Source organism: Acidovorax sp. K2F (genome assembly GCF_025246485.1).
In the GTDB taxonomy this organism is placed as follows: Bacteria; Pseudomonadota; Gammaproteobacteria; order Burkholderiales; family Burkholderiaceae_C; genus Acidovorax; species Acidovorax delafieldii.
Genome location: NZ_JAOBSQ010000026.1, coordinates 262283 through 281191, shown reverse-complemented (window position 1 = coordinate 281191; position 18909 = coordinate 262283). Strand labels below are relative to the sequence as shown.

Below are 18909 nucleotides of genomic sequence, written 5' to 3'. Positions count from 1 at the left end.
GGACAGCCCTCGGTCAGATATCGATCTCGACCGCATCGCCATGCAGTTCCATCAGCTCGCGGCGCGCAGCGGCTTCGCCCTTGCCCATGAGCTTGGTGATGAGGCCTTCGGTGGCGGCAAAGTCCACGTCTCCCAGCTGTACGGGCAGCAAGCGGCGGGTGTCGGGGTTGAGCGTGGTTTCCCACAGCTGCTCGGCGTTCATCTCGCCCAGGCCCTTGAAGCGGCTGATCTGGCACTTCTCGCGTGCCACACCATCCTTGGCGCATTTGTCGAGGATGGCCGTCAGCTCCCCATCGTCCAGCGCATACATCTTGGCCGCAGGCTTCTTGCCGCGCGCAGGCACATCCACGCGAAACAGCGGTGGGCGCGCCACGTAGATATGGCCGGTCTCGATGAGCTTGGGGAAGTGGCGGAAGAACAGCGTGAGCAGCAGCACCTGGATGTGCGATCCGTCCACGTCGGCATCTGACAGGATGCAGATCTTGCCGTAGCGCAGACCGCTCAGGTCCGGCGTGTCGTTGGGGCCATGCGGGTCCACGCCAATCGCTACCGAGATGTCGTGGATTTCGTTGTTGGCAAACAGGCGGTCGCGCTCCACCTCCCAGGTGTTGAGCACCTTGCCGCGCAGCGGCAGGATGGCCTGGCTTTCCTTGTCGCGGCCCATCTTGGCGCTGCCACCGGCCGAATCCCCCTCCACCAGGAAGACCTCGTTGTGGGCGATGTCCCTGCTTTCGCAGTCGGTGAGCTTGCCCGGCAGCACAGCCACGCCCGAGCCCTTGCGCTTTTCAACCTTCTGCCCGGCCTTCTGGCGCGTCTGCGCGGCCTTGATGGCCAGCTCGGCCAGCTTCTTGCCGTAATCAACGTGCTGGTTCAGCCACAGCTCCAGCGCCGGGCGTACGAAGCCGCTGACCAGGCGCACCGCGTCGCGCGAGTTCAGGCGCTCCTTGATCTGGCCCTGGAACTGCGGGTCGAGCACCTTGGCCGAGAGCACATAGCTGGCGCGCGCAAACACGTCCTCGGGCAGCAGCTTCACGCCCTTGGGCAACAGGCTGTGCAGCTCGATAAAGCTCTTGACCGCGTTGAACAGGCCGTCGCGCAGGCCACTTTCGTGGGTGCCGCCCGCGCTGGTGGGGATCAGGTTGACGTAGCTCTCGCGCATGGGCTGGCCGTCTTCGGTAAAGGCCACCGCCCAGGCCGCCCCTTCGCCCTCGGCAAAGCTCTCGTTGCCGCTGTCGGCAAAACCCTCGCCTTCAAACAGCGGGATGACCGGGTCGCCGGTGAGCGTCTGCATCAGGTAGTCCCGCAGGCCGCCCTTGTACTGCCAGGTCTGCGTGTCGCGGGTTTTTTCGTTCACCAGCTGCACCGTCACGCCGGGCATGAGCACGGCCTTGCTGCGCAGCAGATGGGTCAACTCACCCATGGGCAGGGCACTGGATTCGAAATACTTGGCGTCGGGCCACACGCGCACCGAGGTGCCCTGCTTGCGCTCGCCCGCCTCCAGCGGGCGGGCGACCAAAGGCTCGATCACGTCGCCAGCGGAGAACACCAGGCGCGCCGCCTTGCCTTCGCGGTAGCTGGTGGCCTCCAGCCGGGTGGCCAGCGCATTCGTCACCGACACGCCCACGCCGTGCAGGCCGCCCGAGAAGCTGTAGGCACCGCCCTTGCCCTTGTCGAACTTGCCACCCGCATGCAGGCGGGTGAAGACCAGCTCGATCACCGGTGCGTTTTCTTCCGGGTGCAGGCCAAACGGGATGCCCCGGCCGTCGTCCTCCACACTGACCGAGCCATCGGCATGCAGCGTGACGCGGATCTTCTTGCCGTGGCCGGCGAGGGCCTCATCGGCGGCGTTGTCCAGCACCTCCTGGATGATGTGCAGGGGGTTGTCGGTGCGGGTGTACATGCCCGGGCGCTGCTTGACGGGCTCCAGGCCCTTGAGCACGCGGATTGAGCCTTCGGAGTATTCGCTCGCGGAAACAGAAGAGGGTTTGGCTGCCATGGGGCGGATTGTAGTGCGGCACCGCAGCAATAGCTGGATAAATAACCAGCCCTTCAAACCGCTGCGCCAAGCGCTGCATTTTCTGCCGCCCCCACCGCCAACTGTATTGGTCGCGGGTGTATCAGCGCGTTTCGCGCAATCTGGCTACATTCCTGCGCATGCATATGAATCCTCCCAAACTATCCATGTTCCAGGTGCTGGCGTGCGGCGCGGCCATCGTGACCCTGTCCATGGGCACCCGCCACGGGTTCGGGCTGTGGCTTCTCCCCATCACCCAGGAAATGGGCTGGACGCGCCAGTCGTTCGCCCTGGCTATCGCCATCCAGAACCTGTCCTGGGGCGTGATCGGGATTTTTGCGGGCATGGCGGCCGACCGGTTTGGGGCCTTCCGCGTGCTGCTCGGCGGTGCAGCCCTGTATGCCCTGGGCCTGGCGGGCATGGCGCTGTCGCCCACGCCCATGCTGTTTGCGCTGACGTCCGGTGTGCTGATTGGCGCGGCGCAGGCGGGCACCACGTATGCGGTGATCTATGGTGTGCTGGGGCGGCAGATTGCGCCCGAAAAACGCTCCTGGGCCATGGGCGTGGCAGCGGCGGCGGGTTCGTTCGGGCAGTTCCTGATGGTGCCGGTCGAAGGCTGGCTGATTGCAGGCCTGGGCTGGCAGCAGGCCTTGCTGGTGCTGTCGATGGCGGTGCTGCTGATCGTGCCGCTGGCCTTTGGCCTGCGGGAGCCGGGCTTCAAGGGTGCGGCCCCGGTCAAGCGCGAGCAGACCATTGCGCAGGCGCTGGGCGAGGCCTTCCGCTACCCCAGCTTCAACCTGCTGATGGCCGGTTACTTTGTGTGCGGCTTTCAGGTGGTGTTCATTGGCGTGCACATGCCCAGCTACCTCAAGGACCATGGCCTGTCGCCCCAGGTGGCCAGCTATGCGCTGGCGCTGATCGGACTGTTCAATGTGTTTGGCACCTACATCGCGGGCACGCTGGGCCAGCGCATGCCCAAGCGCCACATCCTCGCTTTCATCTACTTTGCCCGCGCGGTGGCGATCAGCATCTTTTTGCTGGTACCGCTGTCGCCGCTGTCGGTGTACGTGTTCTCGGCGGTGATGGGCGCGCTGTGGCTGTCCACCGTGCCGCCCACCAACGCCACCATTGCACAAATCTTCGGGGTGCAGCACCTGTCCATGCTGGGCGGCTTTGTGTTCTTCAGCCACCAGATCGGCAGCTTCCTGGGCGTCTGGCTGGGCGGCTATCTGTATGACGCCACCGGCAGCTACGATATCGTGTGGTACATCGCGATCGGCCTGGGCATTTTTGCCGGGCTGGTGAACCTGCCAGTCAAGGAAAGCCCGATCGCGCGCCACGCCCCACAACCCGCCTGACCTGTTTGTCCCCCCCTGCATGAGCCACACCACCCCGCCCCGCAAACCCGCGCCGCGTGCCCTGCGCTGGCTGGGCGGTGCCGTGGCCGTGCTGCTGTGCCTGGTGGTGTTTGGCTTGTACACCGTGCCCGAATTCATGGTGCTGCTGGCCGACCAGATGTGGGCGTGTTTTTGACACCCTTGGCGGGATTTTCAAGCGTTTTTGGCCGCAAGCGCTAGTGGATCATGCGCAGGCAGCTATCATTTTTATAGTTCATGCACGGTATGCACGGTACAGAAGCCCCTTCGGAATGGGTGTGGCGCTGGAGCCACCTGATCGCCCCCCACAGCACCGTGCTGGACGTAGCCTGCGGCGCAGGGCGCCACCTGCGCCATCTGCGGAAACTGGGGCACACCGTGGTCGGCGTGGACCGGTCCGCCGAGGCGCTGGCCGCCTGCGAAGGGCTGGGCGAGCTGGTGCAGGCTGACATCGAAAACGGCCCCTGGCCTTTTGCAGGCCGCCAGTTTGGTGGCGTGATCGTCACCAACTACCTGTGGCGCCCCTTGTTGTCCACCATCGTGGCCAGCGTCGCGCCGGGCGGGGTGCTGGTCTATGAAACCTTTGCCCAAGGCAACGAAACAGTAGGGCGCCCGGCGCGGGCGGAGTTCCTGCTCGCGCACGGCGAACTGCTGCAGGCATGCCAGGACCTGCGCGTGGTGGCTTATGAGGACGGCTTCATCGACGAACCAGCGCGTTTCGTGCAACGCATCACGGCCGTACGGGAACTCCCGCAGGCGGGCGGACCCTCACGACATCTTTTGCCCATCGGGGCTAGTTAGAATGCCCTTTTACCGTTTACCACTGCGGACATGACTTCTTCTTCCGTGCCACTCACCGGCAGCATCGTCGCCCTCGTCACTCCCATGCACGAGGACGGTAGCGTGGACTACCCCACCTTGCGCAAACTGATCGACTGGCACATCGCCGAAGGCACCGATTGCATCGGCGTGGTGGGCACCACGGGCGAGTCCCCCACGGTGAACGTGGAAGAACACTGCGAAATCATCCGCGTGGCCGTGGAACAGTCTGCCAAGCGCGTGCCCATCATGGCCGGCTGCGGCGCCAACTCCACCGCCGAAGCCATTGAGCTGGCCAAGTTCGCGCGCGGCGTGGGTGCCGACAGCCAGCTGCAGGTCGTGCCCTACTACAACAAGCCCACCCAAGAGGGCCAGTACCAGCATTTCAAGGCGATTGCAGAAGCCACTGGCGACCTGCCCATCGTGCTGTACAACGTGCCCGGCCGCTCGGTGGCCGATATGCAGCACGACACCGTGCTGCGCCTGGCCCAGGTGCCCGGCGTGATCGGCATCAAGGAAGCCACCGGCAACATCGAGCGTGCCCAGTGGCTCATCCGTGACGTGCCCAAGGGCTTTGGCGTGTACTCGGGCGACGACCCGACCGCCGTCGCCCTGATGCTGTGCGGCGGCCACGGCAACATCAGCGTGACGGCCAACGTGGCCCCGCGCCTGATGCACGAGCTGTGCGTGGCGGCACTGGCCGGCAACGTGCAACGCGCCATGCAGATCCAGTTTCAGCTGATGCCGGTGCACAAGCACCTGTTTGTCGAAGCCAACCCCATCCCGGTCAAGTGGGCCATGTCCCGCATGGGCCTGTGTGGTGGCACCATGCGCCTGCCCATGACGCCCCTGGCCAGCAGCAACGAGGCTGTGGTCGAGTCGGCACTGCGCACCAGCGGCCTGATCTAATCCGGGCGTTGCGCCCGCTCTCAGAGACACTTCCCAAGGATTTCCGCGTGAAAGCTGCTACCACCCCCCTGAGCCTGCTGGCTCTTGTCATGGCCCTGTCCGCCTGCTCCACCAGCATTCTGGAGGGCGACAAGATCGACTACAAGAGCGCCGCCAAGGGCTCGTCACTGGAAGTCCCCCCGGACCTTACCCAGCTGTCACGCGACTCGCGCTACGCCATGCCGGGTGGCTCGGTGTCTGCCGCTGCCATGCAGGCAGGCCAGGCCGCACAGCCGTCGGGCAACGCCAACGCGGCGGCCCTGTCGCTGGGCGACGTGCGGATCGAACGAGACGGCAGCCAGCGCTGGCTGGTGGTCAACCGCCCCGCCGACAAGCTGTGGGAGCCCGTGCGCGACTTCTGGCTGGAAAGCGGCTTCACGCTGGCCCAGTCCGAGGCCAACGTTGGCATCATGGAAACCGACTGGGCAGAGAACCGCGCCAAACTGCCCCAGGATTTCATCCGATCCACCATCGGCAAGCTGATGGAGTCCCTGTACTCGACCGGCGAACGGGACAAGTTCCGCACCCGGCTGGAACGCAATGCCAATGGCAGTACCGAGATCTACATCACCCACCGCGGGATGGTCGAGGTCTATGGCAACGTCACCAAGGACAGCACCGTCTGGCAGCCCCGTCCATCCGACCCGGAACTCGAAACCGAATTCCTGCGCCGCCTGATGGTCAAGCTGGGCGTCAGTCAGGAGCAATCCAAGGCAGTGGCCGCAGCACCCGCGGCGCGTGCCCAGGCCGCCCGCATGGCCACGGTCAACAATGTGCCGGTGGTCCAGCTGGACGAGGGCTTTGACCGGTCCTGGCGCCGGGTGGGCCTGGCCCTGGACCGCACTGGCTTCACCGTGGAAGACCGCAACCGCAATGAGGGCACGTACTTCGTGCGCTACGTGGCTCCGGACACCGTGAAGAAAGAGCCTGGCTTCTTCAGCAAGCTGTTCAGCTCCACCTCCGCAACACCTCCGCTCAAGTACCGCATCGTGGTGCGCAGCCAGGGTGAGTCGACCACCGTGTCGGTGCTCAATGAGGCTGGTGCCCCCGAGTCCTCGGCCAATGCCGAGCGCATCGTGCGCGTGATTGCTGACGATCTGAAATAAGAGCCGGCCGCAGGCCGCCACCCACACCTCTGGAGCCCCCTCCGCCTTCTGGTGGACGGTGGCTCTGGTTTTTTGGGCCGCCACAAACCCACCCTTTCGCTCCGCCATGCTTCGATTCAAGAACCTGGGCAGCGGCAGCACTGGCAATGCCACGGTCGTCGAAGGCCGCAGTGGCAGCCAGGTTCGCCGCCTCCTGATCGACTGCGGGCTCGGCATCCGGCAGCTGCAAGCCCGTCTGGCGCAAGCGCAGTTGCAGGTGGAAGACCTGGACGCCCTCTTCATCACCCACGAACACTCGGACCACATCGGCTGTGCCCAGACCGTGGCGCTGCGTTTTCGCATTCCCGTGTGGATGAGCGAGGGCACGTACGCGGCCCTCGGTGCGCCAGACTTGGACGGCTTGCTGCGGGTGGCGCACGACATGGAAGCGATTGACATGGGCGCGTTCGAAGCCCGCCCCTTCACCGTGCCCCACGATGCCCGGGAGCCGCTGCAGCTGCGGTGCTCCGACGGCGCCGCACACCTGGGCGTGCTGACCGACCTGGGCCACGCCAGTCCCCATGTGCTGCAGCAGCTACAGGGATGCCACGCCCTGTTGATCGAGGCCAATCACGACCCCGACATGCTGGCCGCGTCCCGCTACCCGCCCTTCCTGAAACGCCGCGTAGGCGGGCTGTACGGCCACCTGGCCAACCCGGCGACGGCGGAGATTCTGCGTGCGGTGCAGCACGACAGCCTGCGGTGCGTAGTGGCAGCGCACCTGAGTGCGCAAAACAACCTCCCCGCACTCGCCCGCCAATCGCTCGCCGCCGCGCTGGGTTGGGCGGACGAGGAGATCCAGGTCGCCAGCCCCACCGAAGGCACTGATTGGCTCGACGTCAACCCTTGATGGCCCGGACCGGGCGTCCATAAATGTCTCACCCTGGCGAAGGGCATAAAAAAAGCCCCGGACCTTGCGGTGCGGGGCCGTGGCACAGGCCGACCTTGGGGTCAGCCCAGAGCCTGCAGCAATTTACTTGGCTGCGGAAGCGCCGGTAGCGGCGGTGGCAGCAGCGTCAGCAGCAGCCTTGGCAGCGTCAGCGGCAGGAGCAGAAGCGTCAGCAGCAGGCGCAGCGGCGGCAGGAGCAGCAGCGTCGGAAGCGGCAGGAGCTGCTGGCTCGGCGGCGGGAGCAGGTGCTGCGGCAGGAGCTTCCACAGGAGCGGGTGCTGGAGCGGGTTCTTCCTTCTTGCCACAAGCGGCGAGTGCAGCAGCAGCGATCAGGGCGGCCAGAACGAGAGAGTTCTTCATTTCGATTTTCCTATTTGGACAGACAGAATCTTGAAAAGCCACGGCGTCAGGCTTCCTGAGCCCATGCACGCATTGGCACAATGCACTTGGTTGCACCTTTTTGGGCACAGCCGCAGATTATATTGGTATTTAGTCAATACTGACTAACACTGACGAAAGCTTTACGCCAGCTTGACTTTGCGCAGTATCCCCTCGGGCGCGACTGCCGCGTGGCGCCACGCCAACGGGCGCTCCCCAAAGTGGGGCACAAGCTACAGGCCCAGTGTGGTGGAGGGAAAGCCGGGTGCGCTCTTGCTGCGCACCCATTCGTTGAGTGTCTCGTGCAGCAGCACCCGGCGATCGGCCTCGCTGCCGGTCACCCCCACGCAGCGCTCGGGATCGAGCCGGTGCAGCACCCATTGCGGCGACCACAGCGCGCTGGGCAGGTCCAGCGGGTCGGCGGTCGGGCTGCGGCGGCAGGTGATGATGTGGTCCCAGGTACCGCGCCAGCGCACAAAGCGGGCATGGCGGCGGATCACGTCGTCGTAGCTGCAGGCCAGCATGGTGAAGCGCCTGCCGCTGCGGGCCCAGTCCTGCAAGGCCTCGACCACCGCACGCTCGCCCAAGGGCCAGTCATGAAAGTGGGCATCGCTGATGAAAATCTCTTGCCAGCCGTCCCGCGCCGCCGTTGCAATGGCGTCGCGCACCAGTTGCTGAAACGCCTCACGCCCGCTGAATCGCCCACTGGGCAAGTCACGCAAAGGCTCGGCGGAGGGGGTTGCTGTGTCGGTCATCACTGGCTCCTGGTCAGTCTCAGCCGGCCCAGGCATGGGCCCAGCCCGCATCGCACCACGACGAAAGCAGCTCCAGCGCGTCGTCGCTGGCCCGTGCCAGATCGCGTGCCGACAGTTGGCGCTCATCGGCCAGGCGCCGCATCAGCGTGGCGTCGCGCCCCGCTGCGCGGTAGCTTTCGCCGTTGATGAAGATGTGCTGTGTGTCGTACATCATGCGGCTCTTGCGGTCCAGCCGCACCCCTTCCAGCATCACCTTGGGGTCGCCAGGCTCAAACCACACGCTGGGCTTGGGCTCGGTCAGGTACTCGCCCAGCGCGCGTTCCAGCACCAGGGGCTGGGCCAGCGCGCGCGACAGCGCCTCACGCGCAAAGTCCTGCAGCCCGGCAGGAATGTGCGCCGGCTGCGCCACCGCGTCCTGTCCGGCATCGCGGTACAGCAACGGGTGGTCGTCCTCCCCGGCATCTTCCGCCAGACGCACCAGCAGCTCTTGCGCCAGCTCGGCGCGGGCCGGCGCGCGAAAACCGATGGAGTAGGTCATGCACTCGCCTTCGGCAATCCCGTCGTGGGCATAACGCGGGGGCAGGTACAGCATGTCACCCGGCTCCAGCACAAACTCCTCCTCAGGCTCGAACTGGGCCAGCACCTTCAAGGGAATGCCGTCGCGCAGCGACAGATCCTTTTGGCGCCCGATGCGCCAGCGCCGCTTGCCGTGCGCCTGCAGCAAAAAGACGTCATAACTGTCGAAATGGGGCCCTACGCCACCGCCATTGCTGGCGTAGCTGATCATGAGGTCGTCCAGCCGCGCCTCGGGCACAAAACGGAACTGCTGCATCAGCGCATGCACCGCGTCGTTGTGCAGATCGACGCCCTGTACGAGCAGCGTCCAGTCGGGCTGCTGCAACGCAGGCAGTGCACGGCGGTTGAAGGGCCCGTGGCGCAGCTTCCAGGCACCTTTGATCTGTTGCACCAGGCGGGACTCCACACCCTCCTGCCCGGCCAGCGCAAACAGCTCGGCCCGCAGCACCGGCGGCGCAAACTGCGGGATGGCCTGGCGCACCAGCAAGGGCTTCTTCTGCCAGTGGCGGCGCATGAATTGCGCGGGAGTGAGGCCGCCGAGCAGGGCCAAGGGTCGCTGAATGTCCATGGGGAAAGTGTTGCCCTTTTGCGGGGCCGTTGGTCAAACTGCGACAATTCTCCTATGGAAATTACCCAACAATGTGTGGTCGCACTGACCTGGACCCTGAAAGACACCCTGGGCGAAGAACTCGACGTACTCGACGAACCCGTGGAGTTTCTGGTGGGCGGTGATGATCTCCTGCCCCGTATCGAAGAGGCCCTGCAAGGCCACGGCCCTGGTGCCACGCTTGCACTGCACCTCGAACCCGAGGACGCTTTCGGTGACTTCAATGACCAATTGCTGTTTCTGGAACCCCGCGCCCTCTTCCCCGCCGAGATCGAAGAAGGGATGACGTTTGACGGCATGGCCCTGCCCGAGGGCTGCAACCCCGATGCCCCCCGCACGGCCCTCTACACCGTGGCCGAGATCTATCCCGAACATATCGTGCTCGACGGCAACCACCCTCTGGCGGGCATCGCGCTGCGCCTGCAACTGACGGTGCAGGCCGTGCGCGAAGCCACCGAAGAAGAAATCGGACGTGGCACGGCCGGAACCGGCTTCTTCCGCGTCCAGCCCCAGGCGCCAGGCAGCTCGTTGCTGCACTAAGTCCCACCAAAAGCAAAACGGGCGCCCCGAGGAAACTCGGAGCGCCCGTTTGTCAGGGCAGTGCGTCAGGTCACATGCGCGAAATCTGACCGTTGTACAGACGCACGCGATCGCCGATGCGCAGGTCACCCGGGCTGCTCACGTCGTACACGCGATACCCCCCCTGGTCGAGCTGCACGGACAACCGGTATCCCTGCACATATTCCTGGTTGTTGCGCCCTTCGATGGCGTTGCCAGCCACCGCGCCACCCAACACGCCTACAGCGGTGGCTGCAGCACGACCCGTGCCCTTGCCCACCTGGTTGCCCAGAACGCCGCCCACCACCGCGCCCAGAACGGCACCAGTGCCGGTGGTCTGGCCTTGGCTGCGGCCCTGCAGGACTTCGATGTTGGACACGCGACCATATTCGGTGCCTGCCTGATTCTGCGGATAGGCAGGAGCCGTCTGGTAGCCACTCGAATAACCGCCGGAGTATTGCGGAGCAGGTGCCGGGCGGCTGTGGCCGCAAGCAGCCAGCGAAGCAGCCAGAACCACGGTGCCCACGAGGGCGAGGGGACGGGTGAATTGCATGTTCAATCTCCAGAAGTTGTTGGGGCAGGCACTGAAAAATCTCCGACGACCCAGAGCTCAATGCCCATGTACCGATTGGAACAACGCCTGAAGATGCCGCGGCGTAGACAAGGGGCCATCGCCATGTCGGTAACAGACCCATCGAAACGTAAGCGGGGTCTTACAACCCGGCCACTCACCCGTCACGCGCTTGGAGCCCCGAGCGGTCCACCTCAGGACTTGCCTGTGGATCCGTAGCCCCCCTCACCCCGCTGCGTGGCCGCAAACTCGGTGACGACGTTGAACTGGGCCTGCACCACCGGAACAATCACCAATTGGGCCAGCCGCTCCATGGGCTCCAGGGTAAACGCCACATTGCTGCGGTTCCATGCGCTCACCATGAGCTGCCCTTGGTAGTCACTGTCGATCAACCCCACCAGATTGCCAAGCACGATGCCATGTTTATGCCCCAGGCCCGAGCGCGGCAAGATCAGTGCGGCATAGCCCGGGTCTTGCAGGTAGATCGCAATGCCGGTAGGCACCAGTTGCCAGGCGTTGGGCTGCAGGGTCAGCGGCGCATCCAGGCAGGCACGCAGGTCCAGCCCAGCGCTACCGGGTGTGGCGTAGGTGGGCAATTGGTCCGCCATGCGCGGATCGAGAATCTTCACATCTATCTTCACGGTTTTTTCTTTCCTGTTGCTATTCCTGTGCCACTGCGCTGCTGCGCCATTTGTCGCAGGCGATCCTGCAACGACTCCCCCCCTGCACGCCCACCCGGGGCCTGCGCGCCCCCAGCCTGTGCGGCCGATTGCATCAGCCAACCCAGTCCCCACCACACCGCGCCCATTACCACCAAGCCTGGCAGCGAGCCCTGACCAAGCAGGAACAGCGCAATGCCATGCAACACCATCACTACCAGCAACACCGATCGCACCGTGCGCAGTACGCCCGCCAGCGGCTGCATCAGCTGCAGCACATCGGGCGGCAGGACCTGAGGCAGGGAGGTCGCTGGCGCACTGGCCTTGGATAACTGAACGGCACCGTTGGTAGCGGCAGCACTTGCCTGTGCCGCTCGGGCCTTTTGCAAAGGCGCCTGGGCTGTCAGCCGCTCCACATAAGCAGCAAAGTCGCCATCGGGTGGCGTGTCCCAATCAGGCTTGGTGGCACCAGTTGTCATCACACCTCCCCACGGTGGTGGTCGTCAAGAACGCAAAGGTGACAAACGCGCGGCGATCTCAGCGATAAGCTGCTGCGCCAACACACGCTTGGACGCGCGGGGTAACTCGCGGTGGCCCTGCGCGTCCACCAGCAGCAGGGCGTTGTCGTCCTGCCCAAAGGTAGCGGGGCCAATATTGCCCACCAGCAAGGGGACGCCCTTGCGCGTCCTTTTGGCGGTGGCATGGGCCAGCAGGTCATGGCTTTCGGCGGCAAAACCCACGCAGAAAAGATCCCCTTCCAGCGCATGCGGCGACCGGGCTACGGTGGCCAGAATGTCGGGGTTCTCGACGAACTCCAGCGACGGGGACTGGCCCGAGCCGTCTTTCTTGATCTTTTGGTCGGACTGGTGGGCAGGGCGCCAGTCGGCCACTGCGGCTGTGGCAACAAACACCGAGGCGGCCTGGACATGCCGCTCCACGGCCGCCAGCATCTCCTGGGCGGACTGCACATTGACACGCCGCACGCCGCGTGGCGTGGGCAAATGCACCGGCCCTGCGACCAGGGTGACGTCGGCACCCGCCTCGCGCGCCGCCCTGGCCACGGCAAAGCCCATCTTTCCGCTCGACAGGTTGGTGATGCCACGCACCGGGTCAATGGCTTCAAACGTGGGCCCCGCCGTGACGAGTACCGACCGGCCCACAAGGGTCTTGGGCGTGAAAAAAGCGATCAGCTCGTCCAGCAGCTCCAGCGGCTCCAGCATACGGCCGTCACCCGTCTCACCACAGGCCTGGTCACCATTGCCCACGCCCAGTACCACTGCACCGTCCTGCGCCACCTGGGCCAGATTGCGCTGCGTGGCCGGGTGCGCCCACATTTCGCGGTTCATCGCAGGGGCCAGCAAAAGGGGCACGCGCTGGGCGGGACGCGCCAGGCACAACAGGCTGAGCAACTCGTCCGCCCTGCCCTGCACCAGGCGCGCAATGAAGTCCGCACTGCAAGGCGCGATCAGGATGGCATCGGCCTCGCGGCTCAGGTTGATGTGGGGCATGTTGTTGGGCTCGCGCGCATCCCATTGCGAGCCGTACACCGAGCGGCCAGACAGCGCCTGCATGGTGACCGGGGTGATGAACTGCTCTGCCGCCTCGGTCATCACCACCTGCACGGTGGCGCCCTCCTTGATGAGCTGGCGGCACAGATCGGCCGCCTTGTAGCAAGCCACGCCCCCACTCAGACCCAGAACAATGTGTTTGCCAGCAAGCTCATTCATGGCGCGAATTTAGCAGACGGGGGTGACCCTGCCCCCGGGGGTGTCGCCGGGGTGCCATCTATAATCCCAATTTCCCACCACCAAAAAAGACATGACCAAATTTGTCTTCGTCACCGGCGGTGTGGTGTCTTCCCTCGGTAAGGGAATCGCCTCAGCCTCCCTTGCCGCGATCCTCGAATCGCGGGGACTCAAAGTCACCCTCATCAAGCTTGACCCCTACATCAACGTAGACCCGGGCACCATGTCGCCGTTCCAGCACGGCGAGGTGTTCGTGACCGATGACGGCGCAGAAACCGACCTGGATCTGGGCCACTACGAGCGTTTCATCGAAACGCGCATGAAGAAAACCAATAACTTCACCACGGGCAAGATTTACCAGTCCGTGCTGGAGAAGGAACGCCGTGGCGACTACCTGGGCAAGACCGTGCAGGTCATTCCCCATGTCACCAACGAAATCCAGGAATTCATCAAGCGCGGCGCCGGCATTGGCACGCCGGATGCCGTGGATGTGGCCATTGTCGAAATCGGCGGTACCGTGGGTGACATCGAATCGCTGCCGTTCCTGGAAGCCGTGCGCCAGATGAGCCTGCGCATGGGCCCGAACAACGCAGCCTTCGTGCACCTGACCTACCTGCCCTGGATCGCTGCAGCGGGGGAGCTGAAAACCAAGCCCACCCAGCACACCGTGCAAAAGCTGCGCGAGATCGGCATCCAGGCCGACGCCCTGCTGTGCCGCGCCGACCGCCGTATTCCTGAGGAAGAGCGCGCCAAGATCTCGCTGTTCACCAACGTGCCCGAATGGGGCGTGATCAGCATGTGGGACGTGGACACCATCTACAAGGTGCCGCGCATGCTGCACGAGCAGGGCCTCGATGGCCTGATCTGCGACAAGCTGCGCCTGAACACCCCGCCCACCAGCCTCAAGCGCTGGGACGATCTGGTGCATGAGACCGAACACCCCCAAGGCGAAGTCACCATCGCCATGGTCGGCAAGTATGTGGACCTGTCGGACAGCTACAAGTCGGTCAACGAGGCCCTGCGCCACGCCGGCATGCGCAACCATGTGCGCGTGAAGATCGACCATGTCGATTCCGAGACCATCGACAGCGCCGATGCAGCCGCCAAGCTCGCCAAATACGACGCCATCCTGGTGCCCGGCGGCTTCGGCCAGCGTGGTGTGGAAGGCAAGATCGCCACGGCCCAGTTTGCCCGCGAGCGCAAGGTGCCCTACCTGGGCATCTGCCTGGGGATGCAGGTGGCCACCATCGAATACGCGCGCCACGTGGCAGGCCTCGCCCACGCCAACAGCACCGAGTTCGACCCCACCACGCCCCACCCCGTGATCGCCCTGATCACCGAGTGGAAGGACGCGGACGGCACCATCAAGAAACGCGACGAAAACTCCGATCTGGGCGGCACCATGCGCCTGGGCGCGCAAAGCTCGGACGTGGCCAAGGACACACTGGCCCACAGCATCTACGGCGATGTGGTGACCGAGCGCCACCGCCACCGCTACGAAGCCAACGTGAACTACCTGGACCAGTTGCGCAAGGCGGGCCTGGTGATCTCGGCGCTGACCCAGCGTGAAGAACTCACCGAAATCGTGGAGCTGCCGCAAACCGTGCACCCCTGGTTCATCGGCGTGCAGTTCCACCCCGAGTTCAAGTCCACGCCCTGGAACGGCCACCCGCTGTTCAATGCCTTCATCAAGGCGGCCGTGGAACACCAGCAAGCCGCGAAAAAAGCCTAAGGGGACCTCACCATGCAGCTGTGCGGATTCAACGTCGGCCTTCAACATCGCTTTTTTCTGATCGCAGGCACCTGTTCCATTGAAGGCCTGGAGATGTCGCTCGATGTCGCAGGCCAGCTCAAGGAAGCCTGCGCGCCACTGGGCATTCCGCTGATCTACAAAGGCTCGTTCGACAAGGCCAACCGCTCGTCGGGCACCAGCAAGCGTGGTGTGGGGCTGGAGGCCGGCCTGAAGATCCTCGATGAAGTGCGCCGCCAGCTGCAGCTGCCCATCCTGACCGATGTGCACGACGCCTCGCATGTGGCCGAAGTGGCCAGCGTGGTGGACGTGCTGCAAACACCCGCGTTCCTGTGCCGCCAGACGGATTTCATCCGCGCGGTGGCGCAAAGCGGCAAGCCGGTGAACATCAAGAAGGGCCAGTTCCTGGCGCCCTGGGACATGAAGAACGTCATCGACAAGGCCCGGTCTGCAGCGGCCGAAGTCGGCCTGTCGGAAGACCGCTTCCTGGCCTGCGAGCGCGGCGTGAGCTTTGGCTACAACAACCTCGTTGCTGACATGACCAGCCTGGCCGAGATGCGCAACTCCGGCGCACCCGTGGTGTTTGACGTGACCCACTCGGTGCAAAAGCCCGGCGGCCTTGGCGCCGTGAGCGGTGGTGCGCGCGACATGGTGCCCGTGCTGGCGCGTGCCGGCGTGGCTGTGGGCGTGGCGGGCCTGTTCATGGAAACCCACCCCCGCCCCGCCGAGGCCTGGTCGGACGGCCCCAACGCCGTGCCGCTCAAGCACATGAAGGCGCTGCTGGAGACCTTGGTGGCCCTGGACGATGTCACCAAGAAAAACGGATTCCTCGAAAACAACTTTGGAGCTTGAGACATGAGCAGTGGTTACGTCATCGCATCCGTCACCGTCACCAACCCCACGCAGTATGACGAGTACCGCAAGTGGAGCACCCTGGCCATGCAAGCCCACGGCGCTGAAGTCTGCGTGCGTGGCGGCAAGGTCGAAGTGCTGGAGGGCGACTGGAACCCCGGTCGTACCGTGATCCTCAAGTTCCCTAGCTTTGAAGCCGCTCGCGCCTTCTACGACACGCCCGAGTACCAGAAAGCCAAGGCCGCCCGCGAAGGCGCTGCCGTCATGCGCATGGTGTGTGTCGAAGGCGTCTGAGCGCACACACCCAAATCGCTCACCAATTAATAGCTGCTAGCGCTTATACAGAAGGCGCTAGAGACTGATTTGATTTAAAACTTCTGCAAAAGGAAAACCATGAGTGCCATCGTTGACATCGTCGGTCGCGAGATTCTGGACAGCCGCGGCAACCCCACCGTCGAATGCGACGTGTTGCTCGAATCGGGCGTGATGGGCCGGGCCGCCGTGCCGTCGGGCGCCTCCACCGGCAGCCGTGAAGCCATTGAAATGCGCGACGGCGACAAGGGCCGCTACCTGGGCAAGGGCGTGCTCAAGGCCGTGGAATACATCAACACCGAGATCAGCGAAGCCGTGCTGGGCCTGGATGCCTCCGAGCAGGCCTTCCTGGACAAGACCCTGATCGACCTCGATGGCACCGAGAACAAGAGCCGCCTGGGCGCCAACGCCATGCTGGCCGTGTCCATGGCCGTGGCCCGCGCCGCCGCCGAAGAGTCTGGCCTGCCCCTGTACCGCTACCTGGGCGGCATGGGCAGCGTGCAACTGCCTGTGCCCATGATGAACGTGATCAACGGCGGCGCACACGCTAACAACAGCCTGGACCTGCAGGAGTTCATGATCATCCCGGTGGGTGCGCCCACGTTCCGCGAAGCCGTGCGCTGGGGCGCCGAAGTGTTCCACGCGCTCAAGAAGATCCTGCACGACAAGGGCATCAGCACCGCGGTGGGCGACGAAGGCGGCTTTGCCCCCAGCGTTGAAAACCACGAAGCAGCCATCCGCCTGATCCTGCAAGCCATTGAAGCTGCGGGCTACACGGCGGGCGATCAGATCGCCCTGGGCCTGGACTGCGCTGCGAGCGAGTTCTACAAGGACGGCCACTATGTGCTGGAAGGCGAAGGCGGCCTCAAGCTCACCGCCCAGCAGTGGACGGACATGCTGGCGGCCTGGGTGGACAAGTACCCCATCATCAGCATCGAAGACGGCATGCACGAAGGCGACTGGGACGGCTGGAAGCATCTGACCGAACGCCTGGGCGACAAGGTGCAGCTGGTGGGTGACGACCTGTTCGTGACCAACACCAAGATCCTGAAGGAAGGCATCGACAAGCGCATTGCCAACTCAATCCTGATCAAGATCAACCAGATCGGTACGCTGACCGAGACCTTCGCTGCGATCGAGATGGCCAAGCGCGCTGGCTACACCGCCGTGATCTCGCACCGCTCGGGCGAGACCGAGGACAGCACCATTGCCGACATCGCGGTGGGCACGAATGCGGGCCAGATCAAGACCGGCTCGCTGTCGCGCTCGGACCGCATCGCCAAGTACAACCAGCTGCTGCGCATTGAGGAAGATCTGGGCGAGATCGCGCAGTACCCTGGCCGCGCTGCGTTCTACAACCTGCGCTGAGCCCCTGGCAGCCCTCGCCTGAGCGAGCCCTCCATTGGTCTCCCGCATCGTCCCCGTCATCCTGCTGGCCTTGCTGGCAGCGCTGCACGCCCAGCTCTGGCTGGGGCGGGGCAGCGTGCCGCGCGTCAATGCGATGCAGCGGCAGATTGATGTGCAGAAGGCGGCCAACGAACAGGCCCGCCAGGCGAATGCGCGGCTGACCTCGGAGGTGCACGACCTCAAGGAAGGCCTCGATATGGTGGAAGAAAAGGCGCGCAGCGAGCTGGGCATGGTCAAGCCCAACGAGGTGTACGTGCAGTTCACACCCCGCTGACCTGCCGTGTGGGGTCACTCAGCCGCCTGGGACCACCCCGCACCGTCCACACCCACAACGCAGCCCTTGACCAAGGCCTGCGCTTCATTCAAGCCCGTGCGGCAGTCCTCTCCCCCCACTCCCTTGATTGCCCTGCTGGGCGCGCCCTACACGGGCGTGGAGGCGTTGGCACAGGCGCTGCAGCAGCAGATCACTCCCGGCACGGCACATATCGCCCTGCACCACCCGCACCTGGCCCACACCCCGCCCACGCCGCAGGCAGAATCCGGCGCGGTGGCATTGACCCTGCTGATGGGTCTCGACCAGCCCTGCCCTGCCGAGGAACGGACTGCGCAGGAGGCCTGCGATACCCGGCTGCGTGCGGCCCTGGCGGCTGCGGCGATACCCTACCGCGTGGTGTACGGAACGGGCGAGCAGCGCACTCGCAACGCGCTCATTGCTATACAAAATATAGCACCCAAGGCATATTCCACTAGCGCAAGGGCCGCATGGGACACTGAAAACACGCCCAGGGCGGCCCGGCTGCGCGCCTGGAACTGCGAAAAGTGCAGCGACCCGGCTTGTGAGCATCGGCTGTTCACAGCGCTCATGGAGCAGCGGGATACGACACCGCCGCAAGCCATCACGCCAGACCGCGCTTGATTTCCTTGAGAAGCAACACCACCTGGCTGGAGCCATAGCGGTAACCACCGTTGAGCACCTGCACAGCCCGGTCCCATTCGCCCTGCTGGGCCAGTTCCACCAGGGTGGCGGCCTGCTCATGAAAGTATTGGTAGCGCGCCACCAGCAGCGGATAGGCCGGCTGGTCGCCCAGCAGCTCGCCGCCTACGCCGTGCAACCAGCGGCCCAGCGCACTGTGGTCAGCGCGGCGCACCAGCGCCGGGTCCAGCCCGGCGGAGGTGCGGCCCTCCAGGTAGTCCATCAGGCGGTCTTTCCAGCGCTCGTGGGCATTGATGGCGGCGTCGATGTCCAGCGCGGCGAGCAGGGTATCGGCACGCCGCGAGTCGGGTGCCGCCGCGCTGTCGTACAGCGCCAGCGGAGGCGTAGCCGGGCTGGCCCGGTGGCCCCCCAGAACACGGCGAAGAAACTGCATGACACCCCTCGTTCATTTCCTGCGCGACCGGATGTGATCGCTTGAACGCACACAGGCCTTGCGATCGGACCTTGTGCGCCGCCCCCTCGCAGCGGCAGGCGCTGTTGCGGAGTGACCCAGGAATCTTAGGCGGGGATGGCGGGGGCGATTGTCAACGATGGTCAGCCGACCACCGCGCCCG

At 64.8% G+C, this 18909-nt stretch carries 22 protein-coding genes; 13 read left to right on the top strand and 9 right to left on the bottom strand.

Features of this window, described 5'->3' with window-relative positions; translation table 11 throughout:
* Positions 1-13: 13 nt before the first annotated feature.
* On the bottom strand, positions 14-1996 hold the full coding sequence (locus N4G42_RS08575; protein WP_056061737.1) for a DNA topoisomerase IV subunit B: 1983 nt from the start codon (positions 1994-1996) through the stop codon (positions 14-16).
* Between the two features lie 158 nt (positions 1997-2154).
* Here N4G42_RS08575 and N4G42_RS08570 point away from each other — a divergent pair, with 158 nt between their 5' ends.
* From N4G42_RS08570 to N4G42_RS08545, 6 genes are all read left to right on the top strand, one after another.
* The gene (locus tag N4G42_RS08570; RefSeq protein WP_260666857.1) at positions 2155-3372 is read left to right on the top strand and encodes an MFS transporter; all 1218 of its coding nucleotides are present in this window, start codon (positions 2155-2157) and stop codon (positions 3370-3372) included.
* A gap of 19 nt (positions 3373-3391) precedes the next feature.
* Entirely contained in the window at positions 3392-3547 is a 156-nt protein-coding gene (locus N4G42_RS08565) for a hypothetical protein (RefSeq protein ID WP_199170798.1), read from the top strand.
* Between the two features lie 89 nt (positions 3548-3636).
* Positions 3637-4191 carry a bifunctional 2-polyprenyl-6-hydroxyphenol methylase/3-demethylubiquinol 3-O-methyltransferase UbiG gene (locus N4G42_RS08560; RefSeq protein WP_260666873.1) on the top strand — a complete coding sequence of 185 codons (555 nt, stop codon included), beginning with the start codon at positions 3637-3639 and terminating at the stop codon, positions 4189-4191.
* A gap of 30 nt (positions 4192-4221) precedes the next feature.
* Positions 4222-5118, top strand: a complete 897-nt coding sequence (dapA, locus tag N4G42_RS08555; RefSeq protein WP_056061726.1) for a 4-hydroxy-tetrahydrodipicolinate synthase — start codon at positions 4222-4224, stop codon at positions 5116-5118.
* Positions 5119-5165: 47 nt separating this feature from the next.
* Positions 5166-6263, top strand: coding sequence for an outer membrane protein assembly factor BamC (gene bamC / locus N4G42_RS08550; protein ID WP_409557812.1), 1098 nt, complete (start codon positions 5166-5168; stop codon positions 6261-6263).
* A gap of 106 nt (positions 6264-6369) precedes the next feature.
* Complete coding sequence (locus N4G42_RS08545) at positions 6370-7152, top strand: MBL fold metallo-hydrolase (protein WP_099732049.1); 783 nt, start codon at positions 6370-6372, stop codon at positions 7150-7152.
* A 123-nt stretch (positions 7153-7275) separates the two neighbouring features.
* Here N4G42_RS08545 and N4G42_RS08540 read toward each other — a convergent pair whose 3' ends face one another.
* The 3 genes from N4G42_RS08540 to N4G42_RS08530 form a co-directional block, all read right to left on the bottom strand.
* Positions 7276-7551, bottom strand: coding sequence for a hypothetical protein (locus N4G42_RS08540; RefSeq protein WP_082522412.1), 276 nt, complete (start codon positions 7549-7551; stop codon positions 7276-7278).
* A gap of 251 nt (positions 7552-7802) precedes the next feature.
* Positions 7803-8324, bottom strand: coding sequence for a hypothetical protein (locus N4G42_RS08535; RefSeq protein WP_108498377.1), 522 nt, complete (start codon positions 8322-8324; stop codon positions 7803-7805).
* Positions 8325-8343: 19 nt separating this feature from the next.
* On the bottom strand, positions 8344-9468 hold the full coding sequence (locus N4G42_RS08530; protein ID WP_056061717.1) for a cupin domain-containing protein: 1125 nt from the start codon (positions 9466-9468) through the stop codon (positions 8344-8346).
* 54 nt (positions 9469-9522) lie between these two features.
* Between N4G42_RS08530 and N4G42_RS08525 the strand changes: the two genes are divergently transcribed.
* Positions 9523-10047, top strand: coding sequence for a peptidylprolyl isomerase (locus tag N4G42_RS08525; RefSeq protein ID WP_056061714.1), 525 nt, complete (start codon positions 9523-9525; stop codon positions 10045-10047).
* A gap of 70 nt (positions 10048-10117) precedes the next feature.
* On the opposite strand, the gene N4G42_RS08520 is transcribed toward N4G42_RS08525, so the two are convergent.
* The 4 genes from N4G42_RS08520 to coaBC all read right to left on the bottom strand — a co-directional run bounded on the left by N4G42_RS08520 (position 10118) and on the right by coaBC (position 13022).
* On the bottom strand, positions 10118-10618 hold the full coding sequence (locus N4G42_RS08520; RefSeq protein ID WP_056061711.1) for a glycine zipper 2TM domain-containing protein: 501 nt from the start codon (positions 10616-10618) through the stop codon (positions 10118-10120).
* Between the two features lie 212 nt (positions 10619-10830).
* The gene (gene dut / locus N4G42_RS08515) at positions 10831-11277 is read right to left on the bottom strand and encodes a dUTP diphosphatase (RefSeq protein WP_015013334.1); all 447 of its coding nucleotides are present in this window, start codon (positions 11275-11277) and stop codon (positions 10831-10833) included.
* A complete protein-coding gene (locus N4G42_RS08510; RefSeq protein ID WP_260666856.1) occupies positions 11274-11774 on the bottom strand; it encodes a hypothetical protein in 501 nt (166 codons plus the stop codon). Before N4G42_RS08510 ends, dut begins: the two co-directional genes overlap by 4 nt.
* Positions 11775-11798: 24 nt before the next feature.
* Entirely contained in the window at positions 11799-13022 is a 1224-nt protein-coding gene (gene coaBC / locus N4G42_RS08505; protein ID WP_260666855.1) for a bifunctional phosphopantothenoylcysteine decarboxylase/phosphopantothenate--cysteine ligase CoaBC, read from the bottom strand.
* 91 nt (positions 13023-13113) lie between these two features.
* Between coaBC and N4G42_RS08500 the strand changes: the two genes are divergently transcribed.
* From N4G42_RS08500 to N4G42_RS08475, 6 genes are all read left to right on the top strand, one after another.
* On the top strand, positions 13114-14772 hold the full coding sequence (locus N4G42_RS08500) for a CTP synthase (RefSeq protein ID WP_056743420.1): 1659 nt from the start codon (positions 13114-13116) through the stop codon (positions 14770-14772).
* A 12-nt stretch (positions 14773-14784) separates the two neighbouring features.
* Positions 14785-15642, top strand: coding sequence for a 3-deoxy-8-phosphooctulonate synthase (gene kdsA, locus N4G42_RS08495; RefSeq protein WP_260666854.1), 858 nt, complete (start codon positions 14785-14787; stop codon positions 15640-15642).
* Positions 15643-15645: 3 nt separating this feature from the next.
* On the top strand, positions 15646-15936 hold the full coding sequence (locus N4G42_RS08490; RefSeq protein ID WP_056061699.1) for a DUF1330 domain-containing protein: 291 nt from the start codon (positions 15646-15648) through the stop codon (positions 15934-15936).
* 99 nt (positions 15937-16035) lie between these two features.
* Entirely contained in the window at positions 16036-17322 is a 1287-nt protein-coding gene (gene eno, locus N4G42_RS08485; RefSeq protein WP_056061696.1) for a phosphopyruvate hydratase, read from the top strand.
* A gap of 34 nt (positions 17323-17356) precedes the next feature.
* Entirely contained in the window at positions 17357-17635 is a 279-nt protein-coding gene (locus tag N4G42_RS08480; protein WP_056061693.1) for a septum formation initiator family protein, read from the top strand.
* Between the two features lie 6 nt (positions 17636-17641).
* Complete coding sequence (locus N4G42_RS08475; RefSeq protein WP_260666853.1) at positions 17642-18277, top strand: hypothetical protein; 636 nt, start codon at positions 17642-17644, stop codon at positions 18275-18277.
* Here the strand turns inward: N4G42_RS08475 and N4G42_RS08470 are convergent.
* A complete protein-coding gene (locus N4G42_RS08470) occupies positions 18258-18728 on the bottom strand; it encodes a CZB domain-containing protein (RefSeq protein ID WP_260666851.1) in 471 nt (156 codons plus the stop codon). The genes N4G42_RS08475 and N4G42_RS08470 overlap by 20 nt on opposite strands.
* Positions 18729-18909: the final 181 nt, after the last annotated feature.